Annotated in this window: 13 protein-coding genes; 10 read left to right on the top strand and 3 right to left on the bottom strand. The window is 71.5% G+C overall.

What is annotated here, in order from left to right; translation table 11 throughout:
• The first annotated feature begins 121 nt into the window (after positions 1-121).
• From ACIGDI_RS30565 to ACIGDI_RS30555, 3 genes are all read left to right on the top strand, one after another.
• Positions 122-2,236, top strand: coding sequence for an ATP-binding protein (locus tag ACIGDI_RS30565; RefSeq protein ID WP_399903301.1), 2,115 nt, complete (start codon positions 122-124; stop codon positions 2,234-2,236).
• A 146-nt stretch (positions 2,237-2,382) separates the two neighbouring features.
• Entirely contained in the window at positions 2,383-4,044 is a 1,662-nt protein-coding gene (locus tag ACIGDI_RS30560) for a PucR family transcriptional regulator (RefSeq protein WP_399903298.1), read from the top strand.
• Positions 4,045-4,173: 129 nt separating this feature from the next.
• A complete protein-coding gene (locus ACIGDI_RS30555; protein ID WP_399903295.1) occupies positions 4,174-5,619 on the top strand; it encodes an aldehyde dehydrogenase family protein in 1,446 nt (481 codons plus the stop codon).
• A 114-nt stretch (positions 5,620-5,733) separates the two neighbouring features.
• Here the strand turns inward: ACIGDI_RS30555 and ACIGDI_RS30550 are convergent, their stop codons facing one another.
• Positions 5,734-8,571 carry a glycoside hydrolase family 3 C-terminal domain-containing protein gene (locus ACIGDI_RS30550; RefSeq protein ID WP_399903292.1) on the bottom strand — a complete coding sequence of 946 codons (2,838 nt, stop codon included), beginning with the start codon at positions 8,569-8,571 and terminating at the stop codon, positions 5,734-5,736.
• Positions 8,572-8,898: 327 nt separating this feature from the next.
• On the opposite strand from ACIGDI_RS30550, the gene ACIGDI_RS30545 reads away from it, so the two are divergent.
• From ACIGDI_RS30545 to ACIGDI_RS30515, 7 genes are read left to right on the top strand one after another with little or no spacing between them, the layout of a single operon-like run.
• Positions 8,899-10,602 (top strand): extracellular solute-binding protein, encoded by a 1,704-nt coding sequence (locus tag ACIGDI_RS30545; protein ID WP_399903290.1) that lies wholly within the window; start codon positions 8,899-8,901, stop codon positions 10,600-10,602.
• Positions 10,603-10,630: 28 nt separating this feature from the next.
• Positions 10,631-11,662 carry an ABC transporter permease gene (locus ACIGDI_RS30540; protein WP_399903288.1) on the top strand — a complete coding sequence of 344 codons (1,032 nt, stop codon included), beginning with the start codon at positions 10,631-10,633 and terminating at the stop codon, positions 11,660-11,662.
• 8 nt (positions 11,663-11,670) lie between these two features.
• A complete protein-coding gene (locus ACIGDI_RS30535) occupies positions 11,671-12,594 on the top strand; it encodes a carbohydrate ABC transporter permease (protein WP_399903285.1) in 924 nt (307 codons plus the stop codon).
• Between the two features lie 49 nt (positions 12,595-12,643).
• Entirely contained in the window at positions 12,644-14,638 is a 1,995-nt protein-coding gene (locus tag ACIGDI_RS30530; RefSeq protein ID WP_399903282.1) for a beta-galactosidase, read from the top strand.
• Positions 14,635-16,830: a glycosyl hydrolase family 95 catalytic domain-containing protein gene (locus ACIGDI_RS30525; RefSeq protein ID WP_399903279.1), complete on the top strand. Its 2,196-nt coding sequence runs from the start codon at positions 14,635-14,637 to the stop codon at positions 16,828-16,830. Before ACIGDI_RS30530 ends, ACIGDI_RS30525 begins: the two co-directional genes overlap by 4 nt.
• A gap of 38 nt (positions 16,831-16,868) precedes the next feature.
• A complete protein-coding gene (locus tag ACIGDI_RS30520) occupies positions 16,869-17,585 on the top strand; it encodes a hypothetical protein (RefSeq protein WP_390629816.1) in 717 nt (238 codons plus the stop codon).
• A gap of 35 nt (positions 17,586-17,620) precedes the next feature.
• The gene (locus ACIGDI_RS30515) at positions 17,621-18,205 is read left to right on the top strand and encodes a chorismate mutase (RefSeq protein ID WP_399903275.1); all 585 of its coding nucleotides are present in this window, start codon (positions 17,621-17,623) and stop codon (positions 18,203-18,205) included.
• Positions 18,206-18,270: 65 nt separating this feature from the next.
• Here ACIGDI_RS30515 and ACIGDI_RS30510 read toward each other — a convergent pair whose 3' ends face one another.
• Both ACIGDI_RS30510 and ACIGDI_RS30505 read right to left on the bottom strand, forming a co-directional pair.
• Positions 18,271-20,310, bottom strand: a complete 2,040-nt coding sequence (locus tag ACIGDI_RS30510) for a TIM-barrel domain-containing protein (protein WP_399903273.1) — start codon at positions 20,308-20,310, stop codon at positions 18,271-18,273.
• Between the two features lie 72 nt (positions 20,311-20,382).
• Positions 20,383-21,399 (bottom strand): LacI family DNA-binding transcriptional regulator, encoded by a 1,017-nt coding sequence (locus tag ACIGDI_RS30505; protein ID WP_272177397.1) that lies wholly within the window; start codon positions 21,397-21,399, stop codon positions 20,383-20,385.
• Between the last annotated feature and the right edge of the window lie 105 nt (positions 21,400-21,504).

The raw sequence follows: 21,504 nt of genomic DNA, 5'->3' as shown, positions 1-21,504 counted from the left end.
CGCCGGACCCCGTCCGGGCCGTCCCGCGGCGCCCGGCCCCGTAATCGGTGAACTCCCTTGCCGAGGGCGTTAGATTGACCGCTGAAGGTCGACGGAAGCGGCTGGTCAGGGAGCGAGGGCGATGGACAGCGACGGGACGCAGGACGCGCGGGGTACGCATGCGAATCCTGTGCCACGGGCACGCTCCGCCGTACCACCGAGGCCCACGGAGGCGCCGGGCGTGCCGCCGCGGCCCGACGGTTCGGCGTTCCTGGCCTGGCTCCGCACGCCGCGGCCCGAGGCGCTGCCCGGTGTGTGGCGGTTCGGGCACCGGCCCCGGGCCGCGGAGGAACCGGAGCTCATCCCCGCCCGCCAGCTGATCAGCGGTGCGCTGATCGCCTTCCTCGTCGGCTGGCTGATCTGGTCGCTGCTGTGGAACGGCTACCTCGGCGGCTGGTGGCTGCTCCCGCTCTACGCGATGATCCCCGACTCCTGGGCCTCGCCCCACAGCTTCGCCTCCGTCGTGGTCGTCTACGCCTACTACGTGCTCATCGCCGTGGTCATCATGATCGGCGTGGGCCGGCTCGGCCGCTGGTCGGAGATCTGGCGCCGCTACGGCCCGCCGGCCTGGAGCGGCAAGTCGTCCGCCGCCCGTACCGAACGGCCGTCCACCCCCGACCAGGATCCCGCCGAATGGCCGCAGCTGCGCGCCGTCGGCGCCGTCGACGCGGCCGAACGGCTCGCCGCCGAGGCCCGCGCCGGTCTGATGCGCGACGTCGACCACGCCCGCATCTCCCGCGCCTGGCAGGGCGTGCGCAACGGCCGTCACGACCTCGCCGCCTTCACCGGCGCCGTGCTCGAGAACGGCTCCGCCGCCTGCCTGCACCCCTCCGGCGAACGCGACCTGCCCGCCCGCATCGCCCGCCACGACCTCCTCACCGGCCAGGTGCGGCTCGGCACGGCCGCCGACGACCCCCGCAACCCCTACGCCTACCGCGGCGCCGGGCTCGCCCTCGGCCCCGACCTGCTCGGCACCTCCCTGCTGGCGGTCGGCCCGGCCGGCTCCGGCAAGACCGGCACCGTGATCCGGCCGCTCGCCGAGTCGCTGTGCCTGCACGCCCTCGCCGGACGGGCCGCGGTCGTCGTGGTCGGCGCGGCGGGCGCCGGGCTCGGCCCGACCGACGCCTACGACGTGGTCGTACGCATCGGCAACCCGGAATCGGTGTACGACCTGGACCTGTACGGCGGGACGAGCGACCCCGACGAGGCCGCCGCCGTGCTCGCCGAGGCGCTCGTCGGGGATCTCGCCGACCCGCACCCCGGCAGCGACAGCCGGCGCTCCACGACCGTGCTCGCCCAGCTCCTCGGGCCGTTCCGGGCGGTCCACGGCCGCTTCCCCTCCGTACCGGAGCTGCGGCAGCTGCTGGACGGGGCGCCCGGTCCGCTGGCCGCGCTGCGGACGGCGCTCGAGGGCTCCGGGCAGGAGTCGCTGGTGCGCGAACTGGACGCCCGGGAGCGGCAGTCGGCGCACCCCGGAGACGTCGCGGCGGTCCTCGCGGACCGGGTGGCGCTGCTCGACCGGCCCGCCTTCGCCGGGTTCTTCGACACATCGGGGCAGACGCAGCCGTTCTCGCTCAAGGCCCTCGACCACCCCGTGCGGGTCCGGGTCGACCTGCCCGAGCGCGGGCACGCGGACGCCTCGCGGATGCTGGCCCGGCTGGTGCTCGCGCAGTTCACGGCGAGCGTGGCCGTGCGCGAGGACCGGTCGCTGTTCGCCTGTCTGGTGCTGGACGACGCGACCGGGGTCGTCACCCCGGAGGCGGTGCGCGGCATCCAGCGGCTGCGGTCGGCGAACGCGGGCGCCGTGCTCACGCTGCGCACGCTGGACGACGTACCGAGGTCGCTGCGCGGTCCGCTGCTCGGCGCCGCCGGGTGCCGCATGGCGCTGTCCGGGCTGACCCCGTGGGACGGGCAGGACTTCGCCGAGGTGTGGGGCAAGGAGTGGATCGAGGCACGGGACGTCACCGACCGGCAGATCATCGCCGAGACGCCCGCCGGGAAGGCCCTGCACATGCTGCGCCGCGTGATCACCGGCAAGGCGCCGACCCAGCGTGCCGTCACCGTGCGTCAGGTCGAACGCGAGCGCTGGTCGGCGTCCGAACTGGCGCACGGGGTGCCGCCGGGCCACGCGGTCCTGTCCCTGACCGACGTCAAGGGCGAACACGCACCGCCGCTGCTGGTGGATCTGCGGGGTTAGGCGGCTCCGGGTCCGGGCTTTCGGGTGACCGGGTGACCTTACGGTGAGGCAGAATCGCCATAGGGCGTTCATACGTGACGGCCAAATGATCACAAGGTTCGCCCGATCCCCGCAGCCCGCCCGAGCCTCGCAGACCTGAAGGCCTCATGCCCCTGACCCTCGCCGCGCTCGTCCACCACTCCGCGCTCAAGCTGACCGTGCGGGCGGGTGAGGACCGTCTCGACGTGCCCGTCCGTTGGGCCCACGTCAGCGAGCTCGCCGACCCCGTGCCGTACATGGAGGGCGGGGAGCTGCTGCTGATCACCGCGCTGAAGCTGGACGCGGAGGACCCGGAGGCGATGCGCCGGTACGTGAAGCGGCTGGTGGGGGCGGGCGTCGTCGGGCTCGGCTTCGCCGTCGGCGTCAACTACGAGGAGACCCCCAAGGCGCTCGTCGACGCGTCCGAGGAGGAGGGGCTGCCGCTCCTCGAAGTACCCCGCCGCACACCCTTCCTGGCCATTAGCAAGGCCGTGTCCGCGGCCAACGCGGCGGACCAGTACCGGGCGGTGACCGCGGGCTTCGCCGCCCAGCGCGAGCTGACCAAGCAGGCCATCGCCGAGGGCCCGGAGGGCCTGCTGTCCGCGCTCGCCTCGCAGGTCGACGGCTGGGCGGCGCTCTACGACGCCTCGGGCACCGTCGTCGCCACCGCGCCGGAGTGGGCGGGCCGGCGGGCGGCGCGGCTGACGGCGGACGTGGAGCGGCTGCGCGAACGGCCGGCGCCGGCGTCGTCGGTGGTGGGCGGCCCGGAGAACGAGGACCGCGTCGAGCTGCACTCGCTCGGCACCGGCCGGCGGCCGCGCGCCGCGCTGGCCGTCGGGACGGCCGCGGCACCGGGCACGGCCGAGCGCTACGCCGTCCACTCGGCGATCGCGCTGCTCACCCTCACGACGGAACGGTCGCGCTCGCTGCACGCCGCCGAGCAGCGGCTCGGAGCCGCGGTGCTCAGGATGCTGCTCGCCGGGGAACCGGACCACGCGCGGGCCGTGGCCGGCGGCCTGTACGGCGGGCTGCTCGACGCGCCGTTCCGGATGGTCGTCGCCGAGGCGGCCACGTCGGCGCCGCGGATGTCCGTCGACTCGCACGCCCCCGCGGCGGTGGCCGCCAACGCCACGCACGGCGATCCGCTCGCCGCGCTCACCGAGGCCGTGGAGTCGGCCGCCGCTCGGGCCGGGGAGGCGGTGCTGGTGGTGCCCGAGGGGGACGGCGACGGAATGCGGCTGGTCGTGCTCGCGGCGGACGGGGGCGCGGCGGTCGGGGCCTGCGCCGAGTACGCGGCGGCGCTGGAGGCCGCGCGGACCGGAACGTCGGTGCGCGAGCAGACGGGCGGCACGGACGAGGACGAGCTGGTCCTGGGGGTGTCCGCGCCCGTGGGGCCGGTCGCCGCTGCCGCCGCCTACAAGCAGGCCGAGCAGGCGCTGTCGGTGGCCCGGCGGCGGGGCCGGGCGTACGTGGAGCACGAGCAGCTGGCGGCGGGCTCGGTGGTGCCCCTGCTGGCCGACGACGCGGTGAAGGCGTTCGCCGACGGGCTGCTGCGGCCGCTGTACGAACACGACGCGACCGGACGGGGCGACCTGGTGGCCTCGCTGCGGGCCTGGCTGTCGCGGCACGGACAGTGGGACGCGGCCGCCGCGGACCTGGGGGTGCACCGGCACACGCTGCGCTACCGGATGCGGCGGGTGGAGGAGATCCTCGGGCGCTCGCTGGACGATCCGGACGTGCGGATGGAGCTGTGGCTGGCCCTGAAGGCGGTGTCGGCGGAGCACGGCTGAGGCGCCAAACCGTAGCGTCGGCGGCCGCCACTGCTACACCCTGGACAAACACCTCCCCGGACGGCCCGTCCTACCGTGGACCCCAAAGCCACGAACAGCACCCCCAACGGGAAGGGCCGGGACTCGTACATGACTTCCACCACCGCCTTCTGGCTCGCCGGCCGCCAGGTCACCGGCGAGGACACCTTCGACGTCACCTCCCCCTGGGACGGCCACCTGGTCGGAAAGGTGAGCGTGCCGACGGACGCGCAGGTCGAGGAGGCCGTCGCCGCCGCCCACGCCGTGCGCGACGAGTTCGCCGCCACCCCGGCGCACGTGCGCGCCGCCGCCCTGGACCACGTGAGCCGGCGTCTGGCCGAGCGCACCGAGGAGATCGCCCGGCTGATCTCCGCCGAGAACGGCAAGCCGATCAAGTGGGCGCGCGGCGAGGTCGGCCGTGCCGTGTCCGTCTTCCGGTTCGCGGCCGAGGAGGCCCGGCGCTTCAACAGCGGTGAGGCCCAGCGCCTCGACACCGACCTCGGCGGCCAGGGACGGCTCGCGCTGACCCGCCGCTTCCCCAAGGGCGTCGTCCTCGGCATCGCGCCCTTCAACTTCCCGCTCAACCTGTGCGCCCACAAGGTCGCCCCCGCGATCGCCGCCGGCGCGCCCATCATCCTCAAGCCGGCGCCCGCCACCCCGCTCTCCGGCCTGATCATCGGCGACCTGCTCGCCGAGACCGAACTGCCGGCCGGCTCCTGGAGCATCCTGCCGGTCGCCAACGACAAGATGGCCGCCCTCGTCCAGGACGAGCGCCTGCCGGTCATCTCCTTCACCGGTTCCGAGAAGGTCGGCTACGCGATCATGGACTCGGTGCCGCGCAAGCACTGCACGCTGGAGCTGGGCGGCAACGGCGCCGCGGTCGTCCTCGGCGACTACGCTTCCGACGCCGACCTGGACTGGGCCGCCACCCGCATCGCGACCTTCTCCAACTACCAGGGCGGCCAGTCCTGCATCTCCGTGCAGCGCGTGATCGCCGACGCCTCGGTGTACGACCGGCTGCTGCCGCGCGTCGTCGCCGCCGTCGAGGCCCAGGTCACCGGCGACCCGAGCGACGACAAGACCGACGTCGGCCCGCTGGTCAGCGAGGACGCGGCGAAGCGCGTCGAGTCCTGGGTGAAGGAGGCCGTGGAGGCCGGCGCGACCCTGCTCACCGGCGGCGACCGCGACGGCGCCTCCTACGCGCCCACCGTCCTCACCGACGTGCCGGCCGACGTGACGATCTCCTGCGAGGAGGTCTTCGGGCCCGTGCTGACCGTGCAGAAGGTCGACGGGGAGGACGCGGCCTTCGCCGCCGTCAACTCCTCCAAGTACGGCCTCCAGGCAGGGGTGTTCACGCACGACCTGCAGGCCGCCTTCCGCGCCCACCGGGCGCTGGAGGTCGGCGGTGTCGTCATCGGCGACGTCCCCTCCTACCGCGCCGACCAGATGCCGTACGGCGGCGCCAAGCAGTCCGGCGTGGGCCGTGAGGGCGTGAAGTTCGCGATGGACGACTACACCTACGAGCGGGTGCTGGTGCTGACCGGCCTCGCGCTCTGAAACCTCCCGCACCCTGGTTGATGGGAACCGTTTCCAGCTAGGCTGCTCGAAGAAGCCCGGCACCGCTGCCTTCCGGTGCCGGGCCCCTTCATGTCGTCGGCCCGCTCCGGACCCTCAACCGGAGAAGCCGACATGCGCGAGCCGCAGTGGGCCGCGCAGCCTCAGGTGCACGTCGTGCACGCCCTCGACGGCGACACCGGCGCCGATCGAGGTGTAGTCGTACGGCGTCGCCGTGGCGGTGTCGAGGGGCAGTACGGCAACGGGCGCGCCCCCGTTCAGGCACAGCTCCACGACACCCTCGCCGGCGACCGTCGCGACGACCCGCGTGACACCGTCCCCGAAGTCGCAGTTCCGGTAGACCAGTTCGGCCGTCCGGCCCTCCTGCGGCGTCACCGCGTCACCGGCCGTCCTCGTCCGGTCGACGATCGCGACCCCGCTCTGCTCGTCGAAGTCGGCCGCCTCCAGGCCCCGTCGGAACACCGGACGCGGGGTGCCGGCCTCGCCGTCGAGCCGCAGGGTCGTCCGCAGGCGGACGTCCTCGCTGGAGGCGCCGACCAGGATGTCGTAGGAGCCCGGCTCGAGACGTGGGCCGCCCCGGGACACGTCCCAGAACTCGAAGGCGGACAACGGGACTTCGAAGGAGAGCTCCCTCTTCTCGCCCGGGCTGAGGGTGACGCGCTCGTGGGCGAGCAGCTCGCGGCGCGGACGGGTCACGGAGGGCTCCACGGCGCGGGTGTACAGCTGGGGCACCTCGTCCGCGGTCATGTCCCCGCTGTTGGTGACGGTGAAGGTGACGTGCAGCGAGCCGCCGTCCACCCGTGCCGTCAGGTCGCCGTAGGAGAACGAGGCGTACGACAGACCGTGCCCGAACGGGAACAGCGGCGTGCCCTCGAAGTACAGGTACGTCTGGCGGCCACCGATCACGTCGTAGTCGAGCAGCCCGGGCAGGTCGGCGTCGTCCGCGTACCAGGTCTGCGGCAGGCGGCCGGCGGGGGAGACGTCGCCGGACAGGACGCGGGCGAGCGCGGTCCCCGCCGCCTGGCCGCCGTGCGCCGTCCAGAGCACGGCGGGCAGGGCGGTCGTGTCCACCGCGTACGGGTACGCCGAGACCAGCGCCAGGGCCGTGCGCGGGTTCACCGAGCGGGCCGCGCGCAGCAGCCGCTCCTGCTGGGCCGGCAGGCGCAGCGTCGTACGGTCCTCGGTCTCGCGGCCGTTGATGTGCGGATCGTTCCCGGCGAAGACCAGGACCGCGTCCGCCCGCTCGGCGACCCTGCGCACGGCCTCCTCACCGCGCTCGGCGATCACCAGCTCCCACACTTCCGGATCGCCGTCGGCAACCTTCACCCCCTCGGCGGCGACGCAGACGTGACGACCTGTGCCCACATGCCTGAGGAGGTGGCCGTGTTCGTGGGGTTCCAGCCGGAACGTCTCCTGGACGACCCAGCCGCCGGGCTGGTCGGCGGAGGCCCGCACGTATCCGTCGTCGGCCACCGAGAGGTAGCGGCCGTCGGGCGCGCGGAGGGTCAGCAGGCCCTCGCCCCAGTCGACCAGGGCGAGTTCGGTGCCGGTGGCGTCGGTGGTCAGCGGGGGCAGGTCGGTGCGGCCGGCCAGCAGGGCCGGGTCCAGGGCGCCCTCGGCGCCGCGCACCCCGTCCGCCGCCGCGGGCGCCTCGGGCACGTGCAGGAAGGTCCCGGCGGAGGTCTTCAGGCGGACGCGGTCCACGCCCTCCGCGAACTCCACGCGTTCGGCGCCGAACCGCTCGTACAGGCCCTCCAGCGGGGTGGAGCGGTGGATCAACGTGCCGCTGTACCAGTCGAGTTTGCACTCGTCGGCCAGCAGGCCGACCACCGCGATCCGGGTGTCCGGGGCGAGCGGCAGCAGGCCGTCGTTGCGCAGCAGCACGATCGCCTGCTCCGCCGCCTCCCGGGCCAGGGCGCGGTGGGCCGGGGTGTCGAACTCCCCGGTGCCGGCGTGCGGGTCGTGGTGCGGGTCGAACTCGCCGAGCCGGAAGCGCACGGAGAGCTGGCGGCGGACGGCCGTGTCGATGTCGGCCTCCGTCAACAGGCCCTGCTCGTACGCCCTCCTGGCTCGGCCCAGGATCTGCGAGCTGTCCGTGCCGTGGTCGGTGAAGCTGTCCACGCCGGCGATCAGCGCGGCCGCCGTCGCCTCCTCGTGGGTGTCGAAGTAGTGCTCGTGGTCGACCAGGTTGGAGGGCGCGCCCGCGTCCGAGCAGACCAGCAGCTCCTCGTCCGTCCAGGCACGCAGGTGCTCGCGCAGGTACGGGGAGACGTGGTTGGGGCGGCCGTTGACCAGGTTGTACGCCGGCATCACCCCGGCGACGGCGCCCGCCTCGACCGTCTCCCGGAAGGCCCGCAGGTCGTACTCGTGGAGCACGCGCGGGCGGACCGAGCTGGACGAGGTCGCCCGGTCCGTCTCGTTGTTGTGGGCCAGCCAGTGCTTCAGGACGGGGGCCGTGCGCCAGTACGTCGGATGCTCGCCGCGCAGGCCGCGGGTGTAGGCCGTGGCGATGGCGGAGGTCAGCCTCGGGTCCTCCGAGTAGCCCTCCTCGTTGCGGCCCCACAGGGGGTGGCGCAGCAGGTTCACCGTCGGGGACCAGACGTTGAGGCCCACGCGGTCGTCGTGGGCGCGCATCGCGCGGACCTCCTTGGAGACCGCCTCGCCGACCCGGCGCACCAGGTCCGTGTTCCAGGTGGAGCCGAGGCCGACGGCCTGCGGGAAGACCGTCGCCGGACCCATCCAGGCGACGCCGTGCAGGGCCTCCTGTCCGGTGCGCCAGGCGGCGACGCCGAGGCGCTCCACGGCGGGCGTGAACTGGTGCAGGAAAGAGAGCTTCTCATCGAGCGTCAGCCGCTGCAGAAGGTCGTCGATGCGCTTCGCGAACGGCAGGTGCGGATCGCGGAACGGCGGCGTGGACGGCGTCTGTTCGGTCACGTGGGGATCCCCTTGCGATGGAGCGGCCGGGCGCTTTCGAAGCGCTTCGATGCTCATTCGACCGACGGCCGGGTGTCAAGGGTCGCTCACCGACACTTCAAGCGGTGTATGAGAAAAAGGTCGACTGTGACGGCTCCGAGGAATGTTGGGAGCGACCCTTGTGCACCCATGGGTGTTCACTTAACCTCACACCAACATCGAAGCGCTTCGACTGATACCGCGAGCCGCAGTCGTCGAAGGATCGCTTCAGCTCAGCCAGTTCCACTCGAGACACCACAGCCGACGGCCACCGCCGGGTGTCCTGGTGCGCCATGAAGGGTTGACGCAATGACGCCGAACGCCGCTTCCGGATCTTCCGGCTCCTCCGGAACCAGCCGGAGAAGCTTCCTCGCCTCCACCGCGGTCGCCACCGCAGCGGTGGCGGGCGGGATGCCACTGCTCGCCGCCTGCGGCAGCTCGGACGGCGGGTCGCGCGGAGGGACCACCTCGGGCAAGAACGCCAAGAAGATCCTGCCGGCCTACGTGGCCAGCAACGTGGTGAGCCCGGACATCCCGTCCAAGAACGGCTCGTCCATGGGCTTCACCGGCAAGCTCGACGTCGACACCCTCAAGACCTCGGTGCCCAAGAAGCTCGGCAAGGGCGGCAAGGTCACCATCATGTCGCCGTTCTGGGGCTCGCCGCCGAAGGGGAACTGCGCCTACTACACGGCGGCGAACTCCATGATCGGCGTCGACGTCCAGTGGCAGAACCAGGACGGCAACACCTACGACCAGAAGCTGGGCGCGGTCCTCGCCTCCAGCGACATCCCCGACGTGGTGGTCATCCCGGGCTGGAACATGACCGCCAAGATACCCAGCGCCATCATCGGCAAGTTCGCCGACCTCGGCCCGTACCTGTCCGGGGACAAGGTCAAGGAGTACCCGAACCTGGCGGCGATCCCGTCCGACGCCTGGCAGCGCTCCATCTTCGGCGGCAAGCTCATGGGCCTGCCGATGCCGGCGTCGTACGTGCAGAACATCGTGCCGCTGTACCGCCAGGACGTCTTCGACAAAAAGGGCTACCAAGTACCCAAGTCCGCCGACGAGTTCATGGCGCTGGCCAAGGAGATCACCAGCCCCAGGACCAAGCGGTGGGCCTGCGGTGACATGAAGTGGACCGCGTTCAACACCTTCGGCGTGATCAGCGGCGGCGAGAAGGCGCTCAGCTGGACCATGGTCGACGGCAAGATGACCCACCGCATGGAGACCCCGGAGTACCTCGAGGCGCTGGAGTGGACGCGCAAGCTGTTCGCCGCAGGGTACGTCCACCCCGACTTCAAGCTGGGCAAGAGCCAGGCCACCGACCCGAGCGCGAAGTTCGCCGCCGGCGAGTTCCTGATCTGGAACAACGACATCTCCAACTGGTACGGGCAGCAGGCCATCCAGGCCGCACAGAACCCCGGCTTCAAGGTCTGGGGCATGGACCTGTGGGGCCACGACGGCGGCAACCCCGTCCTGTGGGCCGCCAACCCGGCCGGCATCTTCGCCTTCGTCAACAAGAAGGCCTCCGAGTCCGTCATCCGCGACGTGCTGGCCGTCGCCAACGTCACCGCGGCGCCGTACGGCACCAAGGAGTGGATGATGACCAACTACGGCGTCGAGGGCACCCACTACACCCTCAAGAACGGCGTGCCCGTCAAGACCGACAAGGGCAACCTCGAGGTCGCCAACGCCTTCGTCATGGTCGCGAGTCCCGCCTCGACCATCGCCCACCCCGACCTCCCGGAGTACACGAAGGGCATGGTCGGCTGGCAGCAGCGGATGGGCGCCTTCACCAAGAAGTCGTCCTTCTGGGGCCTGCAGATCGTCGAGCCCAACCGCTACACCAACCTCACCAACGACATGGAGCAGTTGGAGGACGACATCGTCCGGGGCCACAAGAAGATGAGCGACATGCAGCAGTTCATCTCCGACTGGAAGAGCAAGGGCGGCGACAAGCTGCGCGACTGGTACAAGAAGCTGCTCGACGAGAACGGCTCGGCGGCGAGCTGACCCGGTACCCGAGGCAAGGAGATCCGCCGTGTCCCACAGCACGGTGCCTCGGAGGGCCGAGGCCAGCACACCGGTCGATACCCCGGTGGCGTCCGACGACGCCACCGGTTCCCGGGAGAAGACCGAGCCGGGCAGGCTGAGCCTCCGGCTCAGGTTCCGACGCGACCGCACCCTGCTCCTGATGACGGTGCCGGCGATCGTGCTGGTCCTGGTCTTCAACTACCTGCCGATCCTGGGCAATGTGGTCGCCTTCCAGGACTACGACCCCTACGTCAGCGACAACGGCATCGTCTCGATCCTGCACAGCCCCTGGGTGGGCCTGGAGAACTTCCAGCAGATCTTCCAGGACTCGGCCTTCTGGAACGCGGTCCAGAACACACTGGTGCTCTTCTTCGTCCAGCTCCTGCTCTTCTTCCCGATCCCGATCGTGCTCGCGCTGCTCATCAACAGCGTCGTCAGGCCCCGGGTCCGGGCGATCTCCCAGGCGATCCTCTATCTGCCGCACTTCTTCTCCTGGGTCCTGGTCATCGCCGTCTTCCAGCAACTCTTCGGCGGTGCGGGGCTGTTGTCGCAGCTGCTGCGGCAGCACGGCTTCGACGGGCTGGACATCATGACCGACCCGTCGACCTTCAAGTTCCTCGTCACCGCGCAGAGCGTCTGGAAGGACGCCGGCTGGGGGATCATCGTCTTCCTCGCCGCCCTGGCCTCCGTCCCCCCGGACCTCTACGAGGCGGCCGCGATGGACGGTGCCGGGCGCTGGCGGCGGATGTGGCACGTCACCCTTCCGGCGCTGCGGCCGGTGATCGCCCTGCTGCTGGTGCTGCGCGTGGGTGACGCGCTGACCGTCGGCTTCGAACAGATCCTGCTGCAGCGGGACGCCGTGGGCCCCGGAGCGGGCGAGGTCCTCGACACCTTCGTGTGGTGGAACGGCGTCCGCAACCAGGACTTCGGCTACGCGGCCGCCGCGGGCCTCGTCAAGGGCGTCGTCAGCATCGGACTGGTGCTCGCCGCGAACAAGGTGGCCCATCTCATGGGCGAGCAGGGGGTGTACAAGAAGTGACCGCCGTGATGACGAAACCGGCACGCGAGGAGTCCCGTTGGGCCGCTCCGCCCCGGCCGTCCTGGGAGGAGGAGCCCAGCAGGGCCGGAGTGGCGGGCAAGGGACTCGTCCTCGCCCTGGCCTGCCTGGGAATCCTCTTCCCGCTGTGGATCGTCGTGGTCACCAGCCTGTCCTCGCGCAAGACCATCAACGAGGCCGGCGGACTGGTGATGGTGCCCAAGGGGATCACCTTCGTCGCCTACAAGGAGCTCCTCAGCGGGGGGCAGGTCACCCGGGCCGCGATCATCAGCGTCCTCATCACGCTCGTCGGCACGCTGTTCTCCATGGCCGTGTCCGTGCTGTGCGCGTACGGACTGTCGCGGACCGGCTCGCTGGGGCACCGCTGGATCCTGATGATCCTGCTGGCGACCATGTTCTTCAGCGCCGGTCTGATCCCGACGTACCTGCTCGTGCAGTCCATCGGGCTGACGGACAGCTATCTGGCGCTCATCCTGCCCAGCGCGATCAGCGTGTTCAACATCCTCGTCCTGCGCGGCTTCTTCATGGGCATCTCGCAGGAGCTCATCGACAGCGCGCGGATCGACGGGGCCGGGGACTTCCGGATCCTGTGGCAGATCGTGATGCCGTTGTCCCGCGCGGTGCTGGCGGTGATCACGCTGTTCTACGCCGTCGGCTACTGGAGTGCCTGGTTCAACGCGTCGCTGTACCTGAACGACCAGGACATGATGCCGCTGCAGAACGTGATGATCCAGCTGGTGCAGAAGCAGCAGGCGCCGGTGGGGCTGGGGCAGGCCATCAGGACCGGGCAGCTGTCGGGACTGGCCGTGCAGATGGCCGTGATGGTGATGGCGCTGCTGCCGGTGGCCGTGCTGTCGCCGTTCGTGCAACGGCACTTCAAGAAGGGCATGTTGACCGGCGCGATCAAGGGTTGATCCCTTCGGGCCGCCGCGGTCCCCCTCTTTTCACAGATCGAGGTATGTCATGCTCGCGTCTCGTTCCGGCCGTCGGGCCGCCCTGGCCGACGCCACCCGAGGCCGCATCCTCTTCGGCGGCGACTACAACCCGGAGCAGTGGCCCGAGGAGACCTGGCACGAGGACGTCCGGCTGATGAAGGACGCCGGCGTCAACTCCGTGACCCTGGGCGTCTTCTCCTGGGCGAATCTCGAACCCCGGCCGGGGGAGCGGGACTTCGGGTGGCTGGACACGCTGATGGACCTGATGCACGACCACGGCATCGGCGTCGTCCTCGCCACCCCCACCTCCTCGCCCCCGCCCTGGCTCGGCCGCCTGCACCCCGAGACCCTGCCCCGCGACGAGGACGGCCGGACCGAGTGGTGGGGCGGCCGCCAGCACTTCTCGCACTCCAGCGCCGTCTACCGCCGGCACGCCGCCGCCATCACCGAGGATCTCGCCGCCCGCTACGGCCGGCACCCCGCCCTCACGATGTGGCACATCAACAACGAGTACTGCACCTACGACTACGGCGACGAGGCCGCCGCCCGCTTCCGCAGCTGGCTGCGGGACCGCCACGGCAGCCTCGACGCCCTCAACTCGGCCTGGGGGACCGCCTTCTGGAGTCAGGGCTACGGCGACTGGGAGGAGATCCTGCCGCCCCGGCACGCCCACTATCTGAAGAACCCCGGCCAGGTACTGGACTTCAAGCGGTTCACCTCCGACATGCTCCTGGAGTGCTACGTCGCCGAGCGCGACATCGTCCGCCGGCACACCCCGCCCCACATCCCGGTCACCACCAACTTCATGCCGCTGTGGGCCGGACAGGACGCCTGGCGGTGGGCCGAGGAGGAGGACGTCGTCTCCGTCGACCTCTATCCCGACCCGCGCGATCCGTTCGGCGCCCAGCAGGGGGCCCTCGTGCAGGACCTGACCCGCTCCCAGGCCCGCGGCCCGTGGATGCTGATGGAGCAGGCGGCCGGAGCGGTCAACTGGCGCGGGGTGAACCACCCCAAGCCCCGCGGCCTCAACCGCCTGTGGTCCCTGCAGGCCGTCGCCCGCGGCGCCGACGCCGTCTGCTACTTCCAGTGGCGCCAGTCCCGGCAGGGTGCGGAGAAGTTCCACTCCGGCATGGTCGGTCACGCCGGGGAGCAGGGGCGGACGTACCAAGAGATCAAGCGGCTCGGCAGCGAACTCGCGCTGATCGGCGCTCAGGTGACGGGCAGTCACTCCCGAAACGACATCGCGATCCTGCACGACTGGGACTCCTGGTGGGCCGGCGCCCACGAGGGCCGCCTCTCCACGCTCGTCGACCACACCCGAATCCTCACCGCCTGGCACCGCGCGCTCTGGCAGGCCCGTCTCGCCACCGACTTCGCCCGTCCGGAACACGACCTGAGCGCCTACAGGCTCGTCGTCGTCCCGCAGGCGTACGCCCTCACGGACGCGGCGATCGACAACCTCCTCGCCTACGTCCGTGACGGCGGCACCCTCGTCAGCGGCTTCCTGACCGGCATCGCCGACGAGCACGACCGGGTGCGGACCGGCGGCATGGACGCCCGGCTGCGCGAACTGTTCGGCATCCGCACGCTGCACGAGTGGTGGCCCCTGGACGAGGGCGACAGCGTCGAGACCGACGCATTCCCCGGCACCCTGTGGTCGGAGGAGATCGAGAAGGACGAGGACGCCTCGGCGGAGGTCACGTACAAGGGCGGCGAACTCGACGGGATGCCCGCCGTGCTGCGCAGGGGACGGGCGCACTACCTGTCCACGCTGCCCGAGCCGGACGCCCTGCGCGAGCTGCTCACCGGGATCGCGGCCGAGGCCGGCGTCCACCCCGTCCTGCCCGGGCTGCCCGACCAGGTCGAGGCGGTACGCCGGGGCGACCTGCTGTTCCTGCTGAACCACGGCCGCGACGCGGTGACCGTGGAACTGCCCGGCAGCCATCGTGACCTGCTCACTCAGGCGACTATCGAGGGCTCGTGCACGCTGGATCGCTACGGCGTGGTGGTGTTGGGCCCATGAACATCATGCACGGCACCTGGGAAGCACGGCCCGCAGCGCGCTGGGAGGACGGCTTCCTGAGCGGCAACGGCCGACACGGCGCACTCGTGTTCGGCGATCCGAACGACGAGCGGGTGGTCGTCACCCAGCACACCCTGGTCCGCCCCAACGGCGGCGAGAGCGCCCGCCCGCCGAAGCTCGCCGACCGGCTCCCGTCGCTGCAGGACCGCCTGCTCGCGGGCGAGGCCCACGCCGCCGAGACCTTCACCGACGGACGCGACCTGCAGTGGGTGCAGCCCTTCCACCCCGCCTTCCAGGTACGGCTGCGCAGGACGCCCGGCGACCCGCCGCACCGCTACCGCCGCGCCGTCGACTTCCCCACCGGCGTCGTGGAGGAGACCTGCGACGACTGGCTCAGCAGTGTCTTCGTCTCACGCGCCGACGACGTCGTCGTCCAGCAGGTCACCGCCGACGACCTGCACATCGCCCTGGACCACCGCCTGCCGAACGCCCCCACGCGGCTCGCCGTCGGTGACGGCGCCGTCCTCACCGCGGACGGCGCCCTGCTCACCCTGCGCGTCCGCTACCACGGCAGCGACACGGCGTACACCGGGCTGACGCTCGTCCTTGTCACCGGAGGGGCCGCGACCCTCACGCCGCCCGGCGTCCGGGTCACCGGCGCGGCATCCGTCCTGCTGCTCACCCGGGTACTGCGGCACACCGGCGAGCTGGACATCACCCCGCACGCCCGCGCCCTGCGCGACCTGCTGCCGGCCGACGAGGACCCGTACGCCACCCTGCTGTCCCGCCACACCGCCCTGCACCGCACCGCCTACGAGCGTGTCACCCTCGACCTGGGTGGCGACCCCGCCGAACGCGCGCTGCCGGGCTCGGAGCTGCTGACCCGCCCGGGCAGCCCCGCCCTGCTGGAACGCCTCTTCGCCGCCGGTCGCTACCACCTGCTCTCCGCGAGCGGCCTCAACCCGCCTCGCCTCACGGGCCTGTGGGCAGGCGACTGGGACACCGCCTGGTCCGGCGCCTTCACCAACGACGCCAACCTCAACCTTCAGACCGCCTCGGCCGCGGCCACCGCGCTCCCCGAAGTCACCGCCGCCCTGGCGGCCCTGATCGGCCGTCAGCAGACGGACTGGGCCGAGAACGCCCGTACCGTCCTCGGCTGCCGCGGCGTCGTCGCCCCCGCCCACACCGACGGCGAGTCCGGGCTGTCGTACCACTTCAGCCGCGAATACCCGCTGCACCTGTGGACCGCCGGCGCCGACTGGCTGCTCAAGCCGCTCGTCGACCACGACGAGACCCGCGGCGAACGCGACCCCCGCACGGCCGGCATCCTCGCCCGGATCGCCGTGTTCTACGAGGACTTCCTCAGCCGGGTGGACCAGGACGGGCGGCTGGTCGTCGTCCCCTCGTACTCGCCCGAGAACCGTCCGGCGAACGCCGGCTGGGGCACGATCAACGCGGCCATGGACCTCTCGGCCGCCCGGCACGCCCTCACGACCGCCGCCGCGTACCACCCCGGCACCCCCGAGGCCGACCGCTGGCGCGCGCTCGCCGAGCGACTGCCCCCGCACCGGGTCAACGCCGACGGAGCCCTCGCCGAATGGGCCTGGCCCGGCCTCGAGGACACCTACGACCACCGTCACCTCAGCCACCTCTACGGCGTCTGGCCGCTCGACGAGATCAACCCCTACGACACCCCGGACCTCGCGGCCGCCGCCCACCGCGCCCTCGAACTGCGCGGCGCCGAGAACGACTCCGCCCACGGACATCTCCACCACGCCCTGGTCGCCGCCCGCCTGCGCGACGGCGAACGGGTCGCGCACGCCCTCGGCCAGGTGCTCGAGGGGGACTTCTTCCACGCCTCCCTGATGAGCGCGCACTACCCGCACCGCGACGTCTACAACGCGGACGCCGCCCACACCCTGCCCGCCCTCGTCGTCGAGACGCTCGTGCAGTCCACCCCCGACCGGCTGGTCCTGCTGCCCGCGCTCCCGGCGGCCTACCCGACCGGCCGGCTCACCGGCCTGCGCACCAGGTTCGGGGCCGAACTCGACCTCACCTGGAACCCGCGGCAAGCGACCGCGGTGGTCCGCCCCACCCGGACCCACCGCGTCGAACTCCGGACTTCCTCCGGCGCGACCCCGCTCGACCTCGTCGCCGGAGAAGACCACGTCCTCACCTTGGAGGCGTGGTGACCACCCCCGCAACTCCCCCCACCCATGGAAGGGACACCATGGCAGCAAACACCCTCCGCCGCCGGATCACGATGGCAGTGATCGCCCCCGCTCTGGCGCTCGGAGCCACCGTCGGCCTCGCCTCCGCCCCCGCCTCGGCCGCCGTCTGGAGCTCCTGCGACCAGTGGGCCAGCACGACCCTGAACGGCTACACGCTCTACAACGACATCTGGGGCTCCGGCGCCGGCACCCAGTGCATCTGGGCCAACTCCGGCACCAACTGGGGGGTCAACGCCAACCACCCCAACACCGGCGGCATCAAGTCCTACCCCAACGCCAAGAAGGTGATCAACAAGTCGATCACCTCGCTCGGTTCGCTCTCCAGCAGCTACAACGTCACGGTCCCCTCGTCCGGCGCGTACGAGACCGCCTACGACATCTGGGACACCAACTACAAGTACGAGATCATGCTCTGGATGAACAAGACCGGAGCCGTCGGTCCGCTCGGCACCTCGCAGGGCACCGTCACGCTGGGCGGTCACACCTGGACCGTCTACAAGGGCAACAACGGCTCCAACGACGTGTTCTCCTTCGTCCGCACCTCCAACTCCAGCTCCGGCACCGTCAACATCCTGCCGATCCTGAAGTGGATCAAGGACACCAAGGGCTGGTTCGGCAACGTCACCATCGGCGACCTGCAGTTCGGCTTCGAGATCACGTCATCGTCCGGTGGCCTGAACTTCACCGTCAACAGCGAGAGCGTCAGCAGTAGTTGACCCGACAGCGGTCGGGGGTGGGGTTTCATGAACGCATGCGAATCTCCACCCCCCACCGCACCGTCCTGACCGTCGCCGCCGCGCTGCTCGCCGTGCCGGGCACCGCGGCGGCGGCCTCCGCGACCGACCGGCACCCGGCCGACGCCCTCCGGCCGGTCACCGCCCTCGCCGCCGACCGCCTGGCCACCGCCGACCTGGTCGCGGCCGCCAAGTGGGGCACCGACAGCCCCATCGACGACCCGGCACGCGAACAGCAGGTCCTCGACACCGTAGCCACGCAGGCACAGCGGATCGGCGCCGACCCCGACGAGATGCGGCGCATCTTCCGCGATCAGATCGAGGCCAACAAGCTCGTCCAGCGCGGACTGTTCGCCGAGTGGACCGCCCACCCCGACCGGGCCCCGACCACCAAGCCCGACCTGAACGTCGTCCGCCGGACCATCAACCGCATCAACACGGACCTGGTCCGGTCCCTGGCCGACACCACCGCGGATCGCACGGCGCCGGCCTGCCGCCCCGAACTCCTCGTGGCCGCCGTCGAGGTCCACCACGAAAAGCACCTGGACCTGCTGCACACGGCAGCCCTGGCCCGCTCCCTGGCCCAGATCTGCCGGAACTGACCCGCTTTCAGGGGCGCGGGGAACCGCGCGACAAGCCACGACGAGCAGCGGCCGCCCGACGCTGCTCAGCCCCGCACGGGCAACCGCGCCCCGTCCCGCAGGAACAGCGGGATGCGGTCCAGCGGGGCGTCGACCGTCACCCGGGCACCGCCCTCGTAGGTCTGCCCGGTCCACGCGTCCGTCCAGGTCGCGCCCGCCGGAAGGTAGGCCGTACGGGCCGTCGCGCCCGCCGTCAGCACGGGGGCGACCAGCAGATCCCGGCCGAGGAGGTACGCGTCGTCGACCGACCAGGCCGTCGAGTCCTCCGGGAACTCCAGGAACAGCGGCCGCATCACCGGCAGCCCCTCCTCGTGCGCCTCCCGCATGACCTGGAGCACGTACGGCTTCAGCCGCTCGCGCAGCCGCAGGTACCGCTCCAGGATCGCGCCCGTCTCCTCGCCGTAGGACCACACCTCGTTCGGGCCGCCGGTCATCTCCGGGCCGAGCGGCATGCCCGGGTCGCGGAAGCCGTGCAGCCGCATCAGCGGGGACAGCGTCCCGAACTGGAACCAGCGGACCATCACCTCGCGGTACGCCGGGTCGTCCGGGTCGCCGCCGTGGAAGCCGCCGATGTCCGTGTTCCACCAGGGGATGCCGGACAGCGCGGTGTTGAGACCGGCCGCGATCTGGCGGCGCAGCGTCGGGAAGTCGGTGCCGATGTCGCCGGACCACAGGGCGGCGCCGTAGCGCTGACTGCCCGCCCACGCCGAGCGGTTGAGGGTGACCACCTCCTCGCCCGCCGCCCGCAGGCCCTCGTGGAACGTCCGGGAGTTCTCGGCCGGGTAGATGTTGCCGACCTCCAGCCCGGGCCCCGCCCAGTAGCGCAGGTTCTCCTGGAAGCCCGGCTTCAGCTCGGGCTCGCACGCGTCCAGCCAGAACGCCGTGATCCCGTACGGAATCAGGTAGTTGTCCCGCACCTTCGACCACACGAAGTCACGGGCCTCCGGGTTCGTCGCGTCGTAGAAGGCCACCTGGACCGTCGAGGCGACCTCCTTGTCCGGCCAGTCGGCGTGCGCCGTCGGACCGTACTGGGTGCCGATGAAGTAGCCGCGCTGTTCCATCACCGGATGGTTCTCGGAGAGCGGGGACACCGACGGCCACACGCTGACCACCAACTTGATGCCCAGGTCCTCCAGTTCACGGACCATCGCCGCCGGGTCCGGCCACTCGGCCGGGTCGAACTTCCACTCGCCCAGGTGCGTCCAGTGGAAGAAGTCGCAGACGATCGCCGAGATCGGCAGGCCCCGGCGCTTGTACTCCCGTGCCACGGCGAGGAGTTCGTCCTGGGTGCGGTAGCGCAGCTTGCACTGCCAGAAGCCCGCCGCCCACTCCGGCAGCATCGGCGTACGGCCGGTCACCGCGCTGTAGCGACGCTGGCCGTCGGCCGGAGAGCCGGCCGTGATCCAGTAGTCGATCTGCCGGGCGGAGTCGGCCACCCACCGGGTGCCGTTGCCCGCCAGTTCCACCCGGCCGATCGCCGGGTTGTTCCACAGCAGGGTGTAGCCGCGGCTGGAGGTCAGCACCGGGATGCCGACCTCGGCGTTGCGCTGGACCAGGTCCAGGACCAGGCCCTTCTGGTCCAGACGGCCGTGCTGGTGCTGGCCCAGGCCGAACAGCTTCTCGCCGTCGTAGGCGGCGAACCGCTGCTCCAGACGGTGGTGGCCGTTGCCGACGGCCGTGTACAGCCGCGAGCCCGGCCACCAGAAGTGGGCGCGCTCCTCGGCCAGCAGCTCCCCGAGGTCGTCCGTGCGCAGAAAGCGGACCAGACCTTCGGCGCCGACGTGCACGGTCAGCGCGCCGACCGTCAACTGCCCTTCGCCGTCACCGATCTTGACGCTGCTCTCGGTGGCCGGCGCCTCGTCGAGGAGGGCACCCGGCAGACCGTCCAGGATCGGGCCGCCGAGCCGCGCCCGGACCCGGACCGCGTCCGGGCCCCACGGCTCGATACGGAGGGTCTCCTGGCGGCCGCTCCACTCCAGCGCACCGTCCCGCTCACGGAAGGTGCCGACGGTGGGGGACGACTGCGCGAGCGAGACCTGAGTCTGGTTTTCGGCAGGCTGATTCACGAGGGGTGCTCCCGAAAGGACATGTCCCGGCCGGGACACGGTGGTGCCCCGCAGGGCGATGGAAGGCGGGTCTCAGGAAGAGCCGGAGGGCGCCGGACCCGTGCTCGCCCGTACCGTCAGCTCCGGTGCGATCAGCACGACGTCGTCCGTGCCGCGGCCGTCCAGCTTGGCGACCAGGTACTCCACCGCGTACCGGCCCATCTCCTGCGCGGGGATGGCCACGGACGTCAGCCGCACCGAGGCCTGCACGGCCACCTGCTCCGGACAGATCGCCACCACGGACACGTCCTCGGGGACGGCCCGGCCCTGCTGGCGCAGCAGGGCGAGCATCGGCTCGACCGCCGACTCGTTCTGCACGACGAACCCGGTCGTGCTCGGGCGCTCGTCGAGGATGCGGGCGAGGGTGACGGCCATCGCGTCGTACCCGCCCTCGCACGGCCGGTGCAGCAGCCGTACGCCCAACTCCTGTGCCCGCGACCGCAGTCCGTCGAGGGTGCGCTCGGCGAAGCCGGTGTGCCGCTCGTACACCGCGGGCGCCTCGCCGATGACAGCGATGTCGCGGTGCCCGAGCATCGCGAGATGCTCCACGCACAGGGCACCCGTCGCCCTGAAGTCCAGGTCGACGCAGGTGAGACCGGACGTGTCGGCGGGCAGTCCGATCAGGACCGACGGCTGGTCGGTGCCGCGCAGCAACGGCAGCCGCTCGTCGTCGAGTTCGACGTCCATCAGGATCATCGCGTCGGCCAGCCCGCTGCCGGTCACCCGGCGCACGGCGTCCGGACCCTCCTCGCCGGTCAGCAGCAGGACGTCGTAACCGTGCGTGCGGGCCGTCGTGGCCACCGCGATGGCGATCTCCATCATCACCGGCACGTACATGTCGGTGCGCAGCGGGACCATCAGCGCGATGATGTTCGACCTGCTGCTGGCCAGCGCCCGTGCGCCCGCGTTCGGGTGGTAGCCGAGCTCGCGGATGCTCTGCTCGACCCGCTGCCGGGTGGTCGTGGAGATGGACCGCTTGCCACTGAGGACATAGCTCACCGTGCTCGCCGAGACTCCGGCGTGCTGGGCGACCTCGGCGAGGGTGACCATCCAGCCTCCAAGCGGTGTGAAGCGCTTCGACAGTGCGCATGACGTACAGGGGCGGGTGTGAGGGTGGTTCGACACTAGCTCTAGCGCGGGTGGGTGTCCATAGTC

It is taken from the genome of Streptomyces sp. NPDC085900 (genome assembly GCF_044540925.1).
GTDB lineage: Bacteria > Actinomycetota > Actinomycetes > Streptomycetales > Streptomycetaceae > Streptomyces > Streptomyces gilvifuscus.
Note: the sequence above shows the minus strand (reverse complement) of the source record. Positions and strands in the feature narration are given on the sequence as shown.

What these genes read in the sequence shown, in the direction of transcription:
- ACIGDI_RS30555 (WP_399903295.1), top strand. Translation starts at nt 4,174, where the DNA reads ATGACTTCCACCACCGCCTTCTGGCTCGCCGGCCGCCAGGTCACCGGC.
- ACIGDI_RS30515 (WP_399903275.1), top strand. Translation starts at nt 17,621, where the DNA reads ATGCGAATCTCCACCCCCCACCGCACCGTCCTGACCGTCGCCGCCGCG.
- ACIGDI_RS30535 (WP_399903285.1), top strand. Translation starts at nt 11,671, where the DNA reads ATGACGAAACCGGCACGCGAGGAGTCCCGTTGGGCCGCTCCGCCCCGG.
- ACIGDI_RS30565 (WP_399903301.1), top strand. Translation starts at nt 122, where the DNA reads ATGGACAGCGACGGGACGCAGGACGCGCGGGGTACGCATGCGAATCCT.
- ACIGDI_RS30545 (WP_399903290.1), top strand. Translation starts at nt 8,899, where the DNA reads ATGACGCCGAACGCCGCTTCCGGATCTTCCGGCTCCTCCGGAACCAGC.
- ACIGDI_RS30525 (WP_399903279.1), top strand. Translation starts at nt 14,635, where the DNA reads ATGAACATCATGCACGGCACCTGGGAAGCACGGCCCGCAGCGCGCTGG.
- ACIGDI_RS30505 (WP_272177397.1), bottom strand. Translation starts at nt 21,399, where the DNA reads ATGGTCACCCTCGCCGAGGTCGCCCAGCACGCCGGAGTCTCGGCGAGC.
- ACIGDI_RS30520 (WP_390629816.1), top strand. Translation starts at nt 16,869, where the DNA reads ATGGCAGCAAACACCCTCCGCCGCCGGATCACGATGGCAGTGATCGCC.
- ACIGDI_RS30530 (WP_399903282.1), top strand. Translation starts at nt 12,644, where the DNA reads ATGCTCGCGTCTCGTTCCGGCCGTCGGGCCGCCCTGGCCGACGCCACC.
- ACIGDI_RS30560 (WP_399903298.1), top strand. Translation starts at nt 2,383, where the DNA reads ATGCCCCTGACCCTCGCCGCGCTCGTCCACCACTCCGCGCTCAAGCTG.